Source organism: Pseudomonas sp. G3-39, assembly GCF_054790485.1.
Genome location: NZ_CP186497.1, coordinates 4,561,587 through 4,576,779 on the forward strand (window position 1 = coordinate 4,561,587; position 15,193 = coordinate 4,576,779).

Annotated in this window: 19 protein-coding genes; 1 reads left to right on the forward strand and 18 read right to left on the reverse strand. The window is 58.2% G+C overall.

The genetic code is table 11. The annotated features are described in order from the left end of the window. The 16 genes from queE to ACOYXG_RS20560 all read right to left on the reverse strand — a co-directional run bounded on the left by queE (position 1) and on the right by ACOYXG_RS20560 (position 12,907). Positions 1–648 (reverse strand): 7-carboxy-7-deazaguanine synthase QueE, encoded by a 648-nt coding sequence (gene queE, locus ACOYXG_RS20485; RefSeq protein ID WP_027612537.1) that lies wholly within the window; start codon positions 646–648, stop codon positions 1–3. A 166-nt stretch (positions 649–814) separates the two neighbouring features. Then, positions 815–1,651 carry a tol-pal system protein YbgF gene (gene ybgF / locus ACOYXG_RS20490; RefSeq protein ID WP_047296035.1) on the reverse strand — a complete coding sequence of 279 codons (837 nt, stop codon included), beginning with the start codon at positions 1,649–1,651 and terminating at the stop codon, positions 815–817. Between the two features lie 6 nt (positions 1,652–1,657). After that, positions 1,658–2,155 carry a peptidoglycan-associated lipoprotein Pal gene (pal, locus tag ACOYXG_RS20495; protein ID WP_003178634.1) on the reverse strand — a complete coding sequence of 166 codons (498 nt, stop codon included), beginning with the start codon at positions 2,153–2,155 and terminating at the stop codon, positions 1,658–1,660. Positions 2,156–2,207: 52 nt separating this feature from the next. Beyond that, on the reverse strand, positions 2,208–3,488 hold the full coding sequence (gene tolB, locus ACOYXG_RS20500; RefSeq protein ID WP_164747834.1) for a Tol-Pal system beta propeller repeat protein TolB: 1,281 nt from the start codon (positions 3,486–3,488) through the stop codon (positions 2,208–2,210). 17 nt (positions 3,489–3,505) lie between these two features. Then, entirely contained in the window at positions 3,506–4,582 is a 1,077-nt protein-coding gene (tolA, locus tag ACOYXG_RS20505) for a cell envelope integrity protein TolA (protein WP_097085954.1), read from the reverse strand. Further along, on the reverse strand, positions 4,582–5,034 hold the full coding sequence (gene tolR / locus ACOYXG_RS20510; RefSeq protein WP_161794900.1) for a protein TolR: 453 nt from the start codon (positions 5,032–5,034) through the stop codon (positions 4,582–4,584). Before tolR ends, tolA begins: the two co-directional genes overlap by 1 nt. 23 nt (positions 5,035–5,057) lie before the next feature. Continuing rightward, entirely contained in the window at positions 5,058–5,753 is a 696-nt protein-coding gene (gene tolQ / locus ACOYXG_RS20515; protein WP_007912733.1) for a protein TolQ, read from the reverse strand. Beyond that, positions 5,743–6,210, reverse strand: coding sequence for a tol-pal system-associated acyl-CoA thioesterase (gene ybgC / locus ACOYXG_RS20520; RefSeq protein ID WP_027612533.1), 468 nt, complete (start codon positions 6,208–6,210; stop codon positions 5,743–5,745). Before ybgC ends, tolQ begins: the two co-directional genes overlap by 11 nt. 127 nt (positions 6,211–6,337) lie before the next feature. Next, positions 6,338–7,399 (reverse strand): Holliday junction branch migration DNA helicase RuvB, encoded by a 1,062-nt coding sequence (ruvB, locus tag ACOYXG_RS20525; protein ID WP_007962024.1) that lies wholly within the window; start codon positions 7,397–7,399, stop codon positions 6,338–6,340. Further along, complete coding sequence (ruvA, locus tag ACOYXG_RS20530; protein ID WP_003227522.1) at positions 7,400–8,008, reverse strand: Holliday junction branch migration protein RuvA; 609 nt, start codon at positions 8,006–8,008, stop codon at positions 7,400–7,402. A 114-nt stretch (positions 8,009–8,122) separates the two neighbouring features. Continuing rightward, the gene (ruvC, locus tag ACOYXG_RS20535; RefSeq protein WP_007962095.1) at positions 8,123–8,650 is read right to left on the reverse strand and encodes a crossover junction endodeoxyribonuclease RuvC; all 528 of its coding nucleotides are present in this window, start codon (positions 8,648–8,650) and stop codon (positions 8,123–8,125) included. 158 nt (positions 8,651–8,808) lie between these two features. Further along, the gene (locus ACOYXG_RS20540) at positions 8,809–9,555 is read right to left on the reverse strand and encodes a YebC/PmpR family DNA-binding transcriptional regulator (RefSeq protein ID WP_003227527.1); all 747 of its coding nucleotides are present in this window, start codon (positions 9,553–9,555) and stop codon (positions 8,809–8,811) included. 127 nt (positions 9,556–9,682) lie between these two features. Then, the gene (gene aspS, locus ACOYXG_RS20545) at positions 9,683–11,458 is read right to left on the reverse strand and encodes an aspartate--tRNA ligase (RefSeq protein ID WP_003227530.1); all 1,776 of its coding nucleotides are present in this window, start codon (positions 11,456–11,458) and stop codon (positions 9,683–9,685) included. Between the two features lie 100 nt (positions 11,459–11,558). Next, entirely contained in the window at positions 11,559–11,780 is a 222-nt protein-coding gene (locus ACOYXG_RS20550) for an FmdB family zinc ribbon protein (protein WP_003227532.1), read from the reverse strand. 133 nt (positions 11,781–11,913) lie between these two features. Beyond that, positions 11,914–12,249 carry a ribbon-helix-helix domain-containing protein gene (locus ACOYXG_RS20555; protein WP_096795088.1) on the reverse strand — a complete coding sequence of 112 codons (336 nt, stop codon included), beginning with the start codon at positions 12,247–12,249 and terminating at the stop codon, positions 11,914–11,916. 187 nt (positions 12,250–12,436) lie between these two features. Next, positions 12,437–12,907: a Dps family protein gene (locus ACOYXG_RS20560; protein WP_007912745.1), complete on the reverse strand. Its 471-nt coding sequence runs from the start codon at positions 12,905–12,907 to the stop codon at positions 12,437–12,439. Positions 12,908–13,217: 310 nt separating this feature from the next. Here ACOYXG_RS20560 and ACOYXG_RS20565 point away from each other — a divergent pair, with 310 nt between their 5' ends. Continuing rightward, positions 13,218–13,820: a cold-shock protein gene (locus ACOYXG_RS20565; protein WP_096795089.1), complete on the forward strand. Its 603-nt coding sequence runs from the start codon at positions 13,218–13,220 to the stop codon at positions 13,818–13,820. A 72-nt stretch (positions 13,821–13,892) separates the two neighbouring features. Here the strand turns inward: ACOYXG_RS20565 and ACOYXG_RS20570 are convergent, their stop codons facing one another. Then, a complete protein-coding gene (locus tag ACOYXG_RS20570; protein WP_007962092.1) occupies positions 13,893–14,099 on the reverse strand; it encodes a SlyX family protein in 207 nt (68 codons plus the stop codon). A 3-nt stretch (positions 14,100–14,102) separates the two neighbouring features. Then, positions 14,103–14,528, reverse strand: coding sequence for an HIT family protein (locus ACOYXG_RS20575; protein ID WP_027612530.1), 426 nt, complete (start codon positions 14,526–14,528; stop codon positions 14,103–14,105). Positions 14,529–15,193 lie beyond the last annotated feature (665 nt).

The window sequence follows — 15,193 nt, forward strand, 5'->3', positions numbered from 1 at the left end:
TCAGCGCCCCGGCTCGTCATTCCAAAGATACTTGTGCAGCTGTAATTGCAGACGCACCGGCAGGTTGTCTGCCACCACCCAGTCCGCCAGATCCCTGGCATTGAGGTCATGATGACTTGGGGAAAACAGCACTTCACCCGCACGTTGATCGAGACCGTACTGGATCAGTTTGGAAACCGCCCAGTCATAGTCGTCCCGCGAACAGATGACAAACTTCACCTGATCGTTGGGCGTCAACAGTTCGATGTTTTCGTAGCGGTTGCGGTGCGCCTCTTTGGAGTCCGGTGTCTTCAAGTCGACCACGCGACTGACGCGCGAATCTACCGCCGAGATATCGAGTGCACCACTGGTTTCCAGTGACACTTCGTAACCGGCATCACACAATTGCTTGAGCAACGGGATGGCATTGGGCTGCGCCAGCGGTTCACCGCCGGTCACACAGACGTAGCGCGGGCGAAACCCGGCCACTTGTTCGAGGATATCGTCGAGGGTGCGGATCGTACCGCCGCTGAACGCATAGGCGCTGTCGCAGTATTGGCAACGCAATGGACAACCGGTCAGGCGCACAAAAACCGTGGGCAGCCCGGCAGTCCGCGTTTCCCCCTGCAACGAGTAGAAAACTTCGGTAATTCTCAATGTGTCTTGCATAGTCGCCACGGGCGTAACAGCTAAACAGGCTGTCCGCCTCCGTCAGGCACTTCAGGCAACCCCGCCAACGCGTAGATCACCAGAAGCGTGTTTCAGAAAAAGGGCGTGAATTCTAACGAAAAAACCCGCGACAAGCGCGGGTTTCTTCCAAACGGGTCAAACACACTTACATGCGTTGCAGATCGCGTTGGGCCAACTGAGCAGCGGAGGTCCCCGGGTATTGGGAAACCACCTGTTGCAGAATGCCTTTGACCTTGTCGGTGTGACCGAGGCGGCGCTCTACATCAGCCAGCTTGTACAGCGAATCCGGCACTTTGGCGTGCTTGGGATAGAGCTGCGACACCTTGGCGAAAGCCTGACCTGCACCTTGCAGATCGCCCTTGGCCAGGTTCACTTCGCCCAACCAGTACTGGGCATTGCCCGCGTATTGGCTGTTCGGGTATTTGCGCAGGAATGCCGAGAAAGCCTGGCTGGCCTTGTCGAAATCCTTGGCTTTGATCAGGTCGAAAGCGGCATCGTAATACAGCTTTTCCTTGGCCGGATCACCCGGTTCGCTACTTGCAGCAGGTGCCTGGGCGGCAGCAGCCCCGGCGCCAGCGGCAGCACCGGCAGCAGCACTTGCATCGCCACCGGCAGAAGAATTCTCAGGAGTCGCGGCAGGTGCAACACCGGATCCTATGCGCCGATCAAGATCCTGGTATCGCTCCAGGGATTCCTGTTTCATGCGCGCAACCTGATTCTGCAGTTCTTCGATCACACCTTGCTGGCGCGATATCTGATCCTGCATCTGTTGCAGTTGGTTGAACAGCATGCCCTGTGCCGAGGCAGGGGCCGAAGCCGCTCCCCCGGCATAGGCGCCGTTCGTACCGTAACCCGCAGGCGGATAACTGCTCCCGCTATTGTTATAACCGGAGTTGTCATCGACCACAGGAACCGCAGCCCACGCCGCAAGCGGCGCGAGGCTGAGAGCCAGAACAGTTACAGCACGACGGCACGTTCGCATATCGAATTACTTACGCAGTTCGACGCGACGGTTTTGAGCCCAGGACTGCTCGTCGTTGCCGGTAGCAACTGGACGCTCTTCGCCGTAGGAAACCAGTTCCAGCTGAGCTGGGGAAACACCTTGCAGTACCAGGTAGCGCTGAACGGCTTTCGCACGACGCTCGCCCAGTGCCATGTTGTACTCACGAGTACCACGTTCGTCGGTGTTGCCTTCCAGAACAACGCGAGCGCCGTTTGCTTTCAGGTCTTTGGCGTGAACGTCCAGAGCGCGCATGGCTTCTGGCTTCAGGTCCGAGCTGTCGTATTCGAAGTAGAAGGTGGTGATTGCGCGCAGAGCAGCTTCTTCGCTCAGGGAACCGTCAACGGCACCAGTGTTTGCGCCGTAACCAGCGTTTGGATCAACAGCGCCTTCACCGGCGTTGTCGCCGCCTTTGGACGAGCAACCTACAGCTACAGCCATGGCCAGAGCCAGCGCAGCAAATTTACCAAACTTCAGCATTTCCATCGTGAAACTCCTAATGAACCCCAGTGTGTTAAGTAAAACGTAAAGCGCCGCGTCAGTTCAGGTAAGGGGACCAGGACGGTTCTCTGACTTCGCCTTGTGCGGTAGGAAGCGGGAGCCTCACGCGTCCATTAATGGACACGAGCATCAAGACTCCCCGGCCCTGCTGGCGGGTGGCGTAGATTACCATGGTGCCGTTGGGCGCAACAGTAGGTGACTCGTCCAGAGTGCTATCAGTGAGGATCTTTACACTACCTCGCTGCAAATCCTGGGCCGCCACCTTGAAATTGGTGAAACCATCCTGGCGATGAATCATCACCAGCGTCTTTTCATCAGCCGACAGCTTCGGGTTGGCGTTGTAGTTGCCAATGAACGTCACACGCTCGGCACCGCCGCCGCTGGCGCTGGTTTTGTAGATCTGCGGCTTGCCACCACGGTCCGAGGTGAAGTAGATGGTCGAACCATCCTTGCCCCAGTACGGTTCGGTGTTGATGCCAGGACCTGCAGTCACGCGAGTGATCTGACGCGAACCCAGGTTCATCACATAGATATCCGGGTTGCCGTCTTTCGACAGTACGAAAGCCAGGCGATTACCATCTGGCGACCAGGCTGGCGCGCCGTTCAGGCCTTCGAAGTTGGTGATCTGCTCACGGCGACCGGTGTCGATGTTCTGCATGAAGATCCGTGGACGCTTCTGCTCGAACGACACGTAGGCGATGCGCTTGCCATCCGGTGCGAAACGCGGCGACAGAATCGGCTCGCGCGATTGCAGCAGAGTCACGGCACGGGCACCGTCGTAGTCCGAACGCTGCAGGGTGTAGCGAGTGTTCTTCTCGGAGAAACGCTCGGCTGTCACGTACAGCAGACGGGTCGAAAACGCACCTTTGATACCGGTGAGTTTTTCGAACGACTGGTCAGAGATGAAGTGCGCCATGTCACGCAGTTGCTCGGTGGTACCGGAAACACTGCCGTCAGCCACTTTCTGCTCGGTGGCCACGTTGAACAGTGCCCATTGCACCTGCAGACGACCGCCCGCAGGAGCAATGCTGCCGACCATCATGTATTGAGCACCCACCGCCTTCCAGTCACGGAAGATGATTTCGCTCGGCTGGCTTGGCTGGCTGATCATGTTTTGCTTTGGAATCGGCGAGTAGTAGCCCGAGTTCCGCAAATCGTTACCAATGATTTCGGCCATGTCGTCCGGCAGCACGGCACCGCCCTGCATACCGAACGGTACGACGGCGATCGGGGTGGCCCGATCGCTGCCGCTGGTGACCAGAATGTTCTTTTCATCAGCCATCGCGATCCCTGCCATGCAGCAGATCACGACCAGCATTCCTCGAAGAAGGTTTCTCACAAGGCTAGATCCTCAGGTGTGAATGTCATCTTGAATGAACGATACGGAGCGAAATCGCTCGGCTTCATTCCCTGCATTTCTGTCAAACGTCCAATATTCTTCACTGCCGCAACTGCCGACGCATCGAACGGACCATCGCCACTGGACTTGGCCACGCTGACCGAAGTCACCGTACCGTCCGGCAACATGCCAATTTGCAGCACGACCGTCATGCCTTTGCGTGCCGAAGGCGGACGCGCCCAACCTTCCGCTGCTCGCGCACGAATCAGGTCATCGAAACTGCCCGCGACTTCGTCACCCTGTTCATCGGCCAAGGCCTGCTGACGCTGTGGCGTGTCGGAAAGCAAATCTGCCAGGGCCTGAGCCTTTTTCTCTTCAGCGGATTTACGTGCCGCTTCCTGCGATTTCTTCTTCGCAGCATCGGCAGCAGCTTTCTTCTTCGCTTCGTCGGCGACTTTCTTCTTCGCCTCTTCAGCTTCAGCTTTTTTCTTGGCGTCTTCGGCGGCTTTCTTCTTCGCGTCTTCGACGATCTTCTTCTTGGCTTCTTCAGCGGCCGCTTTCTTGGCCTCTTCTTCAGCCGCCTTCTTGGCTTCTTCTTCGGCTTTCTTCTTGGCTATATCAGCCAATTGTTTCTCTTCTGCCTTCTTGGCCTCGGCTTTCTTCGCATCGTCGGCTTTCTTGGCTTCATCAGCCTTTTTCGCCTCGTCCGCTTTCTTCGCCTGATCGGCCTTCTTGGCTTCCTCGGCCTTTTGAGCCGCTTCTTCTTTCTTTTGTTCCGCAGCCTTCACCGCTTCCTGCTCGACCTTTTTCTGTTCCATCTGCTCGACTTCGGTCTGGCGCGCGGCGGATTTCTTCGCCTCACCCGCAATCTTCTGATTGGTCTGGGTGGTTGCCTGACTTTTCGATTTCAACTGGTACAGGGTCGCCTGGACAATCGGCTTGGCCGGCGGCAACTCGGGTGTAAAGGCGAAACTGACGAACAGCATGCCGAACACCAGCACGTGCAGGACAATCGCCAGAACACTAGGCCAGAAGTAGCTTTCCGAGGCGGACGGCTCTCGCTGTTGCTGCATCAGGGGGCCTCGGTAATCAAACCAACATTACCGACCCCGGCTTTCTGCAACCCGCCCATGGCACCCATCACGGCGCCGTAGTCGACCGACTTGTCGCCTCGGATAAAGACCTGGGTACGCTTGCCGCCTTCAGTGCCGGCGCGAATGATCTTGGTCACCGCGTCAGTCATCTGCGGCAGGGTCATTGCCCTGTCCTGCTGCTTTTCGGTATCGACTTCGCTGCCAAGGTTCCAGTAGTAGGTCTTGTCAGCCTTGATCGAAATGGTCAGCACCTGAGTGTTGTTGTCCTGCGGCAAGGCTTCGCTGGAAACCTTGGGCAGATCCACTTTCACGCCCTGATTGAGCATCGGCGCGGTCACCATGAAGATAACCAGCAGCACCAGCATCACGTCGATGTATGGCACCACGTTCATCTCGGCGACCGGCTTGCGCTTGTTTCGGGCTCGAGCGATTAAAGCCATCGGGAAATACCTGCTTATTCTTCGCTGGTGTGCACTTTGCGGTGCAGGATCGCCTGGAACTCATCGGCGAAGGTGTAGTAGCGGCTCAGCAAGGTTTCGCTGCGGGCAGAGAAACGGTTGTAAGCGATAACGGCCGGGATCGCGGCGAACAGGCCGATCGCGGTGGCGATCAGGGCTTCGGCGATGCCCGGGGCCACAGTGGCCAGGGTCGCTTGCTGGGCGCTGGCCAGACCGCGGAAGGAGTTCATGATGCCCCACACGGTACCGAACAGACCGATGTACGGGCTGACCGAACCAACGGTGGCGAGAAACGGCAGGCTCTGCTCCAGCTTCTCTTCCTCACGGGAGATGGCAACGCGCATGGCACGGGCCACACCTTCCATCACCGCTTCCGGGTCAACACCTGGCTGCTGACGCAGACGGGAGAATTCCTTGAAACCGGCACGGAAGATCTGCTCTACGCCCGAATCCGGATCAGGGTTGCTGCCGGCCTGACGGTACAGCTTGGACAGATCGATACCCGACCAGAAGCGCTCTTCGAAGCTCTCCAGGGCGCGTCGACCGGCACGCAGCAGATTGCTGCGCTGAAAGATCATGATCCATGAGGTCACCGATGCGGCCACCAGGGTCAACATTACCAACTGCACCACGATGCTGGCATTGCTGACCAGGCTCCACATGGAGGAATGGTCGACGACGTTAGCTTCCACGCTTTATCTCCTGCTTTGAGTGTGTACCCGTGCCGCCCGCGTCGGCAAAGGCCGCACGCAAGGATTCGGGCATGGCCCGGGGTTTCAAACTGTCGGTGCGCACGCAGGCCACCAGAAACTGCCCTTCACAGAGCAGCACATTATCCGTGGCCCGCCTGACCTGCTGTTTAAAGCGCAGGCTGGCACGGTTCAATTCGATTACATCAGCGCTTACCAGCAGTTCGTCGTCCAGTCGCGCCGGCGCGTGGTAGCGCGCTTCGCTGGAATGCACGACAAACAACAGGTCCTCCCCGGCCAGTTCCGACTGGGCAAAGCCCAGCGTCCGGAGCCGCTCGGTTCGAGCCCGTTCCATAAACTTGAGGTAATTAACGTAATACACGATGCCGCCCGCATCGGTGTCCTCGTAATAAACGCGACAACGATGTGCGAACGGCTCAAGCCCGTTTTGCGCGCGCATACTCTAGTGCTTACTCCTCGGGTTGCCAATCCGGCCAGGCAACTGTTTTTTCAGTGTTTAAGGCTTTACCGCAAAAGTACCGTCCTGTGACAGTACAAACGCTGAATAAATCGCCAAAAAATGTGTATCAATCGTCCACGGCATCGAGAAACTCGTCTGCCACGGGCATTTCACCCATTCGTGACGGAATGTTTAAACCGAAATGCAGGTATGCATGCCGTGTCACCACCCTGCCCCGTGGCGTACGCATGATGTAACCCTGTTGAATCAGGTACGGCTCCAGCACATCTTCGATGGTATGGCGCTCTTCACTGATCGCCGCCGCCAGACTGTCGATACCCACCGGGCCGCCATCGAACTTCTCGATCATGGTCAGCAGCAGGCGCCGGTCCTGATGGTCGAAACCGTGTTCATCGACGTCCAGCAGGTTCAACGCCAGATCGGCCACCGACTTGGTGATATGGCCCTTGGCGCGCACTTCGGCAAAATCGCGCACCCGACGCAGCAGACGATTGGCGATTCGCGGCGTACCACGGGCACGACGAGCGATTTCGAAAGAACCCTCCGGATCCAGCGGCAGACCGAGAATCGCCGCCGACCGACTGACAATCGTCGCCAGATCCGCTGTGCTGTAGAACTCAAGACGCTGGACGATACCGAAGCGGTCACGCAATGGGTTGGTCAGCATGCCGGCACGGGTCGTGGCGCCAACGAGGGTGAACGGTGGCAGATCAAGCTTGATCGAGCGCGCCGCCGGCCCTTCGCCGATCATAATGTCGAGCTGGAAATCTTCCATCGCCGGGTACAGCACTTCTTCAACGATGGGCGACAGACGATGGATTTCGTCGATGAACAACACGTCGTGTGGCTCAAGATTGGTCAGCAGTGCCGCCAGATCTCCCGGACGCTCGAGCACCGGGCCCGACGTGCTCTTGATCGACACACCCATTTCCTGGGCAATGATGTTGGCCAGCGTAGTTTTACCCAGACCCGGCGGCCCGAAGATCAGCGTGTGATCCAGCGATTCACTGCGACCACGCGCCGCCTGGATGAACAGTTCCATCTGCTCGCGCACGGTCGGCTGGCCAATATAGTCGGCCAGACTGACCGGGCGAATGGCCCGATCCTGGACTTCTTCGCGCTCGCGCGGGCTGTGCGCGGCGGCGATCAGACGATCAGCTTCAATCACTTAAATCATTCCCTTCAGGGCGCGGCGGATCAGGTCTTCACTGCTCAAATTCTTGTCCTTGATGGCGGTAATCGCCTTGCTCGCTTCCTGCGGCTTGTAGCCCAGGGAAATCAGCGCGCTGACCGCATCGTTTTCAGCGGTGTTGACCGGCGCCGGGCCGTCCGGCTGATTCGGCACCAGGGCGAACATGGCCGGCGAGGTTTCCCAGGCCTTGAAGCGATCCTTCAGTTCAACCAGCAGGCGCTCAGCGGTTTTCTTGCCGACCCCCGGGACCTTGGTCAGCGCCGAGGTGTCCTGGGATTGCACGCAGCGAATCAGTTCATCGACTTCCAGGCTCGACATCAAGGCCAAGGCCAGTTTCGGCCCGACACCATTGAGACGGATCAACTCGCGAAAAAAGTCTCGCTCACGCTTGCCGGCAAAGCCATAGAGTAACTGCGCGTCTTCGCGTACGACCAAATGGGTGTGCAGCGTCAGCGGTTCACCGACCGACGGCAAGCGATAAAGGGTGGTCATGGGCACTTCCAGCTCATACCCGAGGCCATTTACATCCAGAATCAGGTGCGGCGGCTGTTTCTCAGCCAGGGTGCCGCGCAAGCGTCCAATCACGTTTCAGATCCTTGAGCGTTGACCAGCCGTGGGCTGGCGACAGATGGAAGGCGGGAATCGGGCCGACGACCCAGGCGCGAAATCCGCATTCCGCAAAAATGATTGCTGATGCTATCAGAGACGCAGGCGCCCGCCACGACTGCGTGCGGTTCCCAGGCCATGCGGCAGCAGGCTGGAACGGGTGTGCGCGTGACAAATCGCGATGGCCAGGGCATCCGAGGCATCGATCTGCGGTTTGCTGGTCAGCTTGAGCATGTGCATGACCATCATCTGCACCTGTTCTTTATTGGCGGCGCCGGTGCCGACCACGGCTTGCTTGACCTGGGTGGCGGTGTATTCGGCAATCTCCAGGCACTCTTCAGCGCCAGCCACAATGGCGGCGCCGCGAGCCTGGCCGAGCTTGAGGGCCGAGTCGGCGTTTTTCGCCATGAACACTTTTTCGATGCCCATGGTCACCGGGCCATAGGTCTGAATGATTTCACGCACGCCGCGATAAACGATCTGCAGCCGCTCATGCAACTCACCGGCGCCGGTACGAATGCAGCCCGAGGCCACATAGATGCAGCCGCCGCGGCCGGTATCGCGAACAATCCCGTAACCGGTGATGCGCGAGCCGGGGTCGATACCCAGAATTAAAGTCATAACGCCTGCGGAGTCGGTAAAAACAAGAAATTCAAAACAGCGAATAACCAATGTGGGAGCGGGCTTGCTCGCGAAAGCGGTGTGTCATTCAGCATTGATGCTTGCTGATACTCCGCCTTCGCGAGCAAGCCCGCTCCCACATTGAAGCCTAGTCGCTCTTAACCGAGCTGAGCGGCCACGTCTTCCGGAATGTCCGCGTTGGAGTAGACGTTCTGCACGTCATCCAGATCCTCGAGCATGTCGATCAGCTTGAGCACCTTCTCCGCGCCTTCCAGATCCAGTTCGGCGCTGGTGGTCGGCTGCATGACGATTTCTGCGTCGTCACCCTTGAAACCCGCCGCTTCCAGCGCGTTACGCACCGCATAGAAGCTGGTGAACGAGGTGAACACATCGATCGAGCCGTCTTCATGGCTGACCACGTCGTCGGCATCGGCTTCCAGCGCCGCTTCGGTCAGCGCGTCTTCATCGACGCCCGGGGCGAAGCTGATCTGCCCTTTGCGTTCGAACAGATAGGCGACCGAACCGTCGGTACCAAGGTTGCCGCCGCACTTGCTGAATGCATGGCGTACGGCCGCTGCGGTACGGTTGCGGTTGTCGGTCATGCACTCGACCATCACCGCCACGCCGCCCGGGCCGTAACCTTCATAGGTCAACTCTTCAACGTTGTCCGCTTCGGTCGCACCGGCGCCACGCGCAACGGCGCGATCGATGATGTCGCGGCTCATGTTCGCGCCAAGGGCCTTGTCCAGAGCCAGGCGCAGACGCGGGTTGGAACCCGGATCGCCGCCGCCCTGACGGGCCGCAACGGTCAGTTCACGGATCCACTTGGTGAAGATCTTGCCTCTCTTGGCATCCTGACGTTCTTTGCGGTGCTTGATGTTCGCCCACTTGGAATGACCTGCCATAACTCGCTCCGAATTCTCTTGAAACGTTGCCCGCCCTGCTCACGCAGTGGCCAGCAAACAAAAAATCTCGACCTGCTCTCTACAGAAAGAAAAAAGGCGCATCCGAAGATGCGCCTTCAGGCCCGTCTTACTCAGCCTTTGGCGTTTCGCGCAAACGAATGTGCAGCTCGCGCAGCGCCTTGGCATCCACCACACCCGGCGCTTGCGTCATGACGTCCGCAGCACTCTGGGTTTTCGGGAAAGCAATCACTTCACGGATCGACTGGGCGCCGGTCATCAGCATCACCAGACGGTCCAGACCGAAGGCCAGACCACCGTGCGGCGGTGCACCGTACTTCAGCGCGTCGAGCAGGAAGCCGAACTTCTCTTCCTGTTCCGCTTCATTGATACCCAGCAGGCGGAACACCGCTTGCTGCATTTCCTTGCGGTGGATACGGATCGAACCGCCACCCAGCTCGGTACCGTTCAGCACCATGTCGTAGGCGCGGGACAGAGCGCCGGCCGGATTGGCTTCCAGCTCTTCAGGGGAGCACTTCGGTGCGGTGAACGGGTGGTGCAGCGCCGAGAAGCTGCCGTCGTCGTTTTCTTCGAACATCGGGAAGTCGACGACCCACATTGGCGCCCACTTGCAGGTCAGCAGGTCGAGGTCATGGCCCAGCTTGATACGCAGCGCGCCCAAGGCTTCGCTGACGATCTTGGCCTTGTCGGCGCCGAAGAACACGATGTCGCCGTCAACCGCGCCGACGCGATCGAGGATCACGTTGAGGTTGGCTTCAGGGATGTTTTTCACGATCGGCGATTGCAGACCCTCAACACCGGCAGCGCGCTCGTTGACCTTGATGTAGGCCAGGCCCTTGGCACCGTAGATGCCGACGAACTTGGTGTAGTCGTCGATCTGCTTGCGCGGCATGCTCGCCCCGCCTGGAACGCGCAGTGCAGCGATACGGCATTTCGGATCGTTGGCCGGGCCGCTGAACACCTTGAACTCGACTTCTTTGAGTTGGTCGGCAACGTCGACCAGTTCCAGCGGGTTACGCAGGTCCGGCTTGTCGGAACCGTAACGACGCATGGCTTCTTCAAAGGTCATGTGCGGGAATTCGCCGAATTCCAGATCCAGCACTTCCTTGAACAGGTTGCGGATCATGCCTTCGGTCAGGCCCATGATGTCTTTTTCGTCGAGGAAGCTGGTCTCGATGTCGATCTGAGTGAACTCAGGCTGACGGTCGGCACGCAGGTCTTCGTCGCGGAAGCATTTGGCGATCTGGTAGTAACGGTCGAAACCGGCAACCATCAGCAGTTGCTTGAACAGCTGAGGCGATTGCGGCAGCGCGAAGAACGAACCGGCGTGAGTACGGCTCGGCACCAGGTAGTCGCGGGCGCCTTCCGGGGTAGCACGGGTCAGAATCGGTGTTTCGACGTCGAGGAAACCGTTCTCGTCGAGGAAACGACGGATGCTGGTGGTCATGCGCGAACGCAGACGCAGCTTCTCGGCCATTTCCGGACGACGCAGGTCCAGGAAGCGGTAGCGCAGGCGGGTTTCTTCGCCGACGTCGGAGTATTCGTTGAGCGGGAACGGCGGGGTTTCCGACTCGTTCAGCACTTCCAGCTCGTAGCCCAACACTTCGATCATGCCCGACGCCATGTTGGCGTTGGTCGCACCGGCCGGACGCAGACGCACCTTACCGGTGATTTTCACGACGTATTCGCTGCGCACGCGATCGGCGGCGGCGAAGCTCTCGGCGCGATCCGGATCGAACACCACCTGAGCCAGACCATCACGATCACGGATATCGAGGAAAATCACCCCGCCGTGGTCGCGACGACGGTGAACCCATCCGCAAAGGGTAATTTCCTGGCCTTCCAGGCTTTCGTTCAGTTGGCCGCAATAATGGCTGCGCATCATGGTAGTGGTTTCGCTTCTCGTAATTCGAAATTCGGTGGAGATCCCGTCGCACTCAAGCACTGCGAAATCTCACGCGTGTCGTTCGACCTGGGCCTGAACCCTAGTCAGATTTGTCGCCACCGGCCAGATTCTTCTTGGCTCCGGTCTTGAAATCGGTTTCGTACCAACCGCTGCCGCTGAGGCGAAAACCCGGCATGGACAGCTGTTTCTTGAGCTCTGGCGCCTGACAGGCAGGGCAGTCGACCAGCGGTGCCTCGCTGATCTTTTGAATGGCTTCCAACTGATGACCACAGGAAGCACATTGATAATCGTACATCGGCATGGGGGTGTCTCGGCGATCAGATTGCCACCGCGCGCAGGGCTTTGCGGCGAAAGAGCGGGATTATATCCATTAAATGCGGGCTGTGCAGCCGTAAGACTGCACAGCCCGCCACGTCATTTCAAGTATTGCCCGTTCAGGGCATGAAGGCCGCCGGTGTATCCCGCAGGCCATTCATCACGCACACCACCCGTACCAGACCACTGAAGTTTTTCACCCCGCCGTGGCGCAGGTGCACTTCGCGGTCCACATGTGACAGCAGCGTGCTGACCGAACAGCCGTTGTGCCCGGCCATGTCACCAAGAATGTTCCAGTAAACCTGCTCGAGCCTCAAGCAAGTGGCAAAGCCGTTCAAACGCACTGATCTGGCCAGCGGCCGGATCAGCTCAAAATCGAAATCGCTGACAAACGGATCGACCTTCATTTCCCGTTGCGAACCGACGTGCTCGCATCGCCTGTCTCCACCTACCATATCGCTGACACTCCTTTGTCATCGCTGCTTTTATAAAGACAACATCCTGTGCCTTCATAAAAACGCAGACGCAAAGTCAGCGCCAGATGACTAGTTGCCCAGCAGCGTAGGATAAGCCGACATCTTCAGTAAGATTTGAAACAGTATGCGGACATCCACACCCTGCGGACGTCCGCGCACCGGACTATCAGGCCTCGAGCAACGCGCGCAACATCCACGCGGTCTTCTCATGCACCTGCATGCGCTGGGTCAGCAAGTCGGCCGTCGGCTCGTCGCTGACCTTGTCCAACAGCGGGAAGATGCCGCGAGCGGTGCGGGTGACCGCTTCCTGGCCATCGACCAACTGCTTGATCATGTCCTCGGCACTTGGCACCCCGACTTCTTCTTTAATAGAGGAGAGACGCGCGTAAGTCGCGTAGGCACCCGGCGCAGGAAAACCCAGAGCGCGGATACGCTCGGCGATCAGATCCACCGCCAGCGCCAGCTCGTTGTATTGCTCTTCGAACATCAGATGCAGGGTCCTGAACATGGGACCGGTGACGTTCCAGTGGAAGTTATGGGTTTTCAGATACAGCACGTAGGTGTCCGACAGCAGCCGCGACAGCCCCTCGACGATGGACTTGCGATCTTCTTCACTGATACCGATATCGATTGCCATGTTTACCCCCTAAGGCGATTGAATTCATCCAACAGGTGCAGACCCACTCTAGCAAGGCAGCCGCCACCTCGCAGCCGACAATCTTCACTCGCCATGCGACAAATCGACCGGGCACGTGCCGCTGGCCGGGGTAATTTGAGTAGCTGCAGGCTTTGCTGTTAAATAGGCAGTGTGTCGCTACGCCCCATTTTTCGGGGGTGTCGCGCATAGGCTGATGCCGGGCACGTGTCCAACGCCTCTTTATTGTTCCGAAGCGAACCGTGCGCCTTCAGCTCTTCCTTGTGAGCCGTCATAACGTGAGCCAATCAAAATGTTGAAAATCGTCCACCTGCTAATGGGCGCAGCGGCCTTGCTGCTGTCGTTCATACCTAGCTTGAAATCCGAAGCCGTTCCTTACCTGCAACAACCCGATGCACTTTACCTGGCCTTTTTCGGCCTGCTGAATCTGGTCATCGCTCCAGTGATTCCTTACTGGAACAAAGGCCCGCGCCAGCATCTGCAAAATCTGGTCAGCGCTCTTCTCGTGCTGACTGTCGTCCTGCAAACCCTGACCCTGATCGCACCGATGCCAGTCATCGCCGGTCAACCGGCGGTGTTGTTCAGCCTGGTGATCGCTCTGGTTGCCGTGGTTGTGCATCTGGCGGTGAGCTTCTACAAATCTTCACCGACTGCCGCACCTGTCAGCTATGACATGAGCAACCGCGATACCGGTACCGTCAAGTGGTTCAACACGTCCAAAGGCTTCGGCTTTATCTCCCGGGATTCCGGCGATGATATTTTCGTGCACTTTCGTGCAATCCGTGGCGAAGGCCACCGCGTACTGGTCGAAGGCCAGCGCGTTGAGTTCTCGGTGATGAACCGGGATAAAGGCCTGCAAGCCGAGGACGTGATCGCCGCCCTGCCGCGTCGCTGATCCAAGGCAATAAAAAACCGCGAACAGCCAGGCTGCTCGCGGTTTTTTTACGCCTGCATAAAGGTGTTGGCATCAGTAATGCGGTGGTGGCGCCTCTTCCTCGAAAGAATCGAACTGCCCGACCATCTCCTCCTGACGCTTGAGCAACGCCGCCATTTGCAACTGCAGGCGCTCGATCACCCGCTGCTGCGCCACCAGTTCGTCGTTCAACGCCTGAATGGTGTCATCCTGAAAAGCCAGACGGCTTTCCAGATCGGTGACGCGTTCTTCAAGGTTCATGGTTCAACCCTCCAGAAACGTGAAGTGTTCGGTCAGCACCAGACGCAACCGCTCACGAATGCTCGCGACCTGCTCGGCGCTGTAGGGTTTGGCCGGGTGTTTGCCCCAGACCGGCGCCGGCCATGCCGCGTCGTCACGCTTGCGCACGATCACATGCATATGCAACTGGCTGACAACGTTGCCCAGCGTCGCGACGTTCAGCTTGTCGGCATCGAACAAGTCCTTGAGCAACTCGGCCAGCGCCGTGGTTTCCTGCCACAACTGCTGCTGGTCGGCGACATCCAACTGAAACAACTCGCTGATATCGTCGCGACGAGGCACCAGGATGAACCACGGGTAATTGGCATCGTTGGACAGCAGCAGCCGGCAGAGCGGGAAATCGCCGATGGTCAGGGTGTCCTGTTGAAGTCGTGAATCTAAAGCAAACACTGCGTGCACTCCCGGCTGATCTACACAATTCAGCTTAGCGGCCATACAGACAGACATGACGCCAAGCGACAGGCAGGCAGCATACCTGCGAATGCGCCGGGCTTCACGATGAGCGTGCCAGGACAGACATTGCTCAACGCTCCTGCATGCGACATTTTCGGGCGGCACGCACCATGACGGAACCGACTGCGCGGTGCAGCACAATGAAATGACCAGAAAAGCCCAAAGCGTTTATCCCCTGCTCCCGCTCAAACTGTATGAATCCGGAACAACTGGAAAAATTTTTGCACCAAAACCGCACAGCGCGTCTACGCTCATTGCGTCGGGCATCCGCCGAATACTCACCGGCGGGGTGAACCGGTAACGTTTTTCGTTGTCGCGCGCACGAACCTGCTCGACAACACCAAGCGAGGGATGGCGTCAAGCCCTGATAAAGAAGGGCTTGAGGCCCAGTATTTATGAGGTTTTTACAGCGAGTGACGAGTGTTCAGAAAAATAACCGCATAGAGAAAGCAGTTTGTGCACGCTTGTTGCATTCGTACCCATATGGACTATAAGCGCACCACGGGAAGTGGGAGCCTTAGGCCCAACAAAAACAGTGGCAGGGTTGCCCGATGGAGATTCAAGTGTTTTGCCAGGGACTCTTTTTTAGCGATGCAAAAGGC

Bases quoted from the DNA above. Each gene is read 5' to 3' on its own strand.
- queE (WP_027612537.1), bottom strand. From the start codon at position 648: ATGCAAGACACATTGAGAATTACCGAAGTTTTCTACTCGTTGCAGGGG.
- ybgF (WP_047296035.1), bottom strand. From the start codon at position 1,651: ATGCGAACGTGCCGTCGTGCTGTAACTGTTCTGGCTCTCAGCCTCGCG.
- pal (WP_003178634.1), bottom strand. From the start codon at position 2,155: ATGGAAATGCTGAAGTTTGGTAAATTTGCTGCGCTGGCTCTGGCCATG.
- tolB (WP_164747834.1), bottom strand. From the start codon at position 3,488: ATGCTGGTCGTGATCTGCTGCATGGCAGGGATCGCGATGGCTGATGAA.
- tolA (WP_097085954.1), bottom strand. From the start codon at position 4,582: ATGCAGCAACAGCGAGAGCCGTCCGCCTCGGAAAGCTACTTCTGGCCT.
- ybgC (WP_027612533.1), bottom strand. From the start codon at position 6,210: ATGCGCGCGCAAAACGGGCTTGAGCCGTTCGCACATCGTTGTCGCGTT.
- ruvC (WP_007962095.1), bottom strand. From the start codon at position 8,650: ATGACTTTAATTCTGGGTATCGACCCCGGCTCGCGCATCACCGGTTAC.
- ACOYXG_RS20540 (WP_003227527.1), bottom strand. From the start codon at position 9,555: ATGGCAGGTCATTCCAAGTGGGCGAACATCAAGCACCGCAAAGAACGT.
- aspS (WP_003227530.1), bottom strand. From the start codon at position 11,458: ATGATGCGCAGCCATTATTGCGGCCAACTGAACGAAAGCCTGGAAGGC.
- ACOYXG_RS20550 (WP_003227532.1), bottom strand. From the start codon at position 11,780: ATGCCGATGTACGATTATCAATGTGCTTCCTGTGGTCATCAGTTGGAA.
- ACOYXG_RS20555 (WP_096795088.1), bottom strand. From the start codon at position 12,249: ATGGTAGGTGGAGACAGGCGATGCGAGCACGTCGGTTCGCAACGGGAA.
- ACOYXG_RS20560 (WP_007912745.1), bottom strand. From the start codon at position 12,907: ATGGCAATCGATATCGGTATCAGTGAAGAAGATCGCAAGTCCATCGTC.
- ACOYXG_RS20565 (WP_096795089.1), top strand. From the start codon at position 13,218: ATGTTGAAAATCGTCCACCTGCTAATGGGCGCAGCGGCCTTGCTGCTG.
- ACOYXG_RS20570 (WP_007962092.1), bottom strand. From the start codon at position 14,099: ATGAACCTTGAAGAACGCGTCACCGATCTGGAAAGCCGTCTGGCTTTT.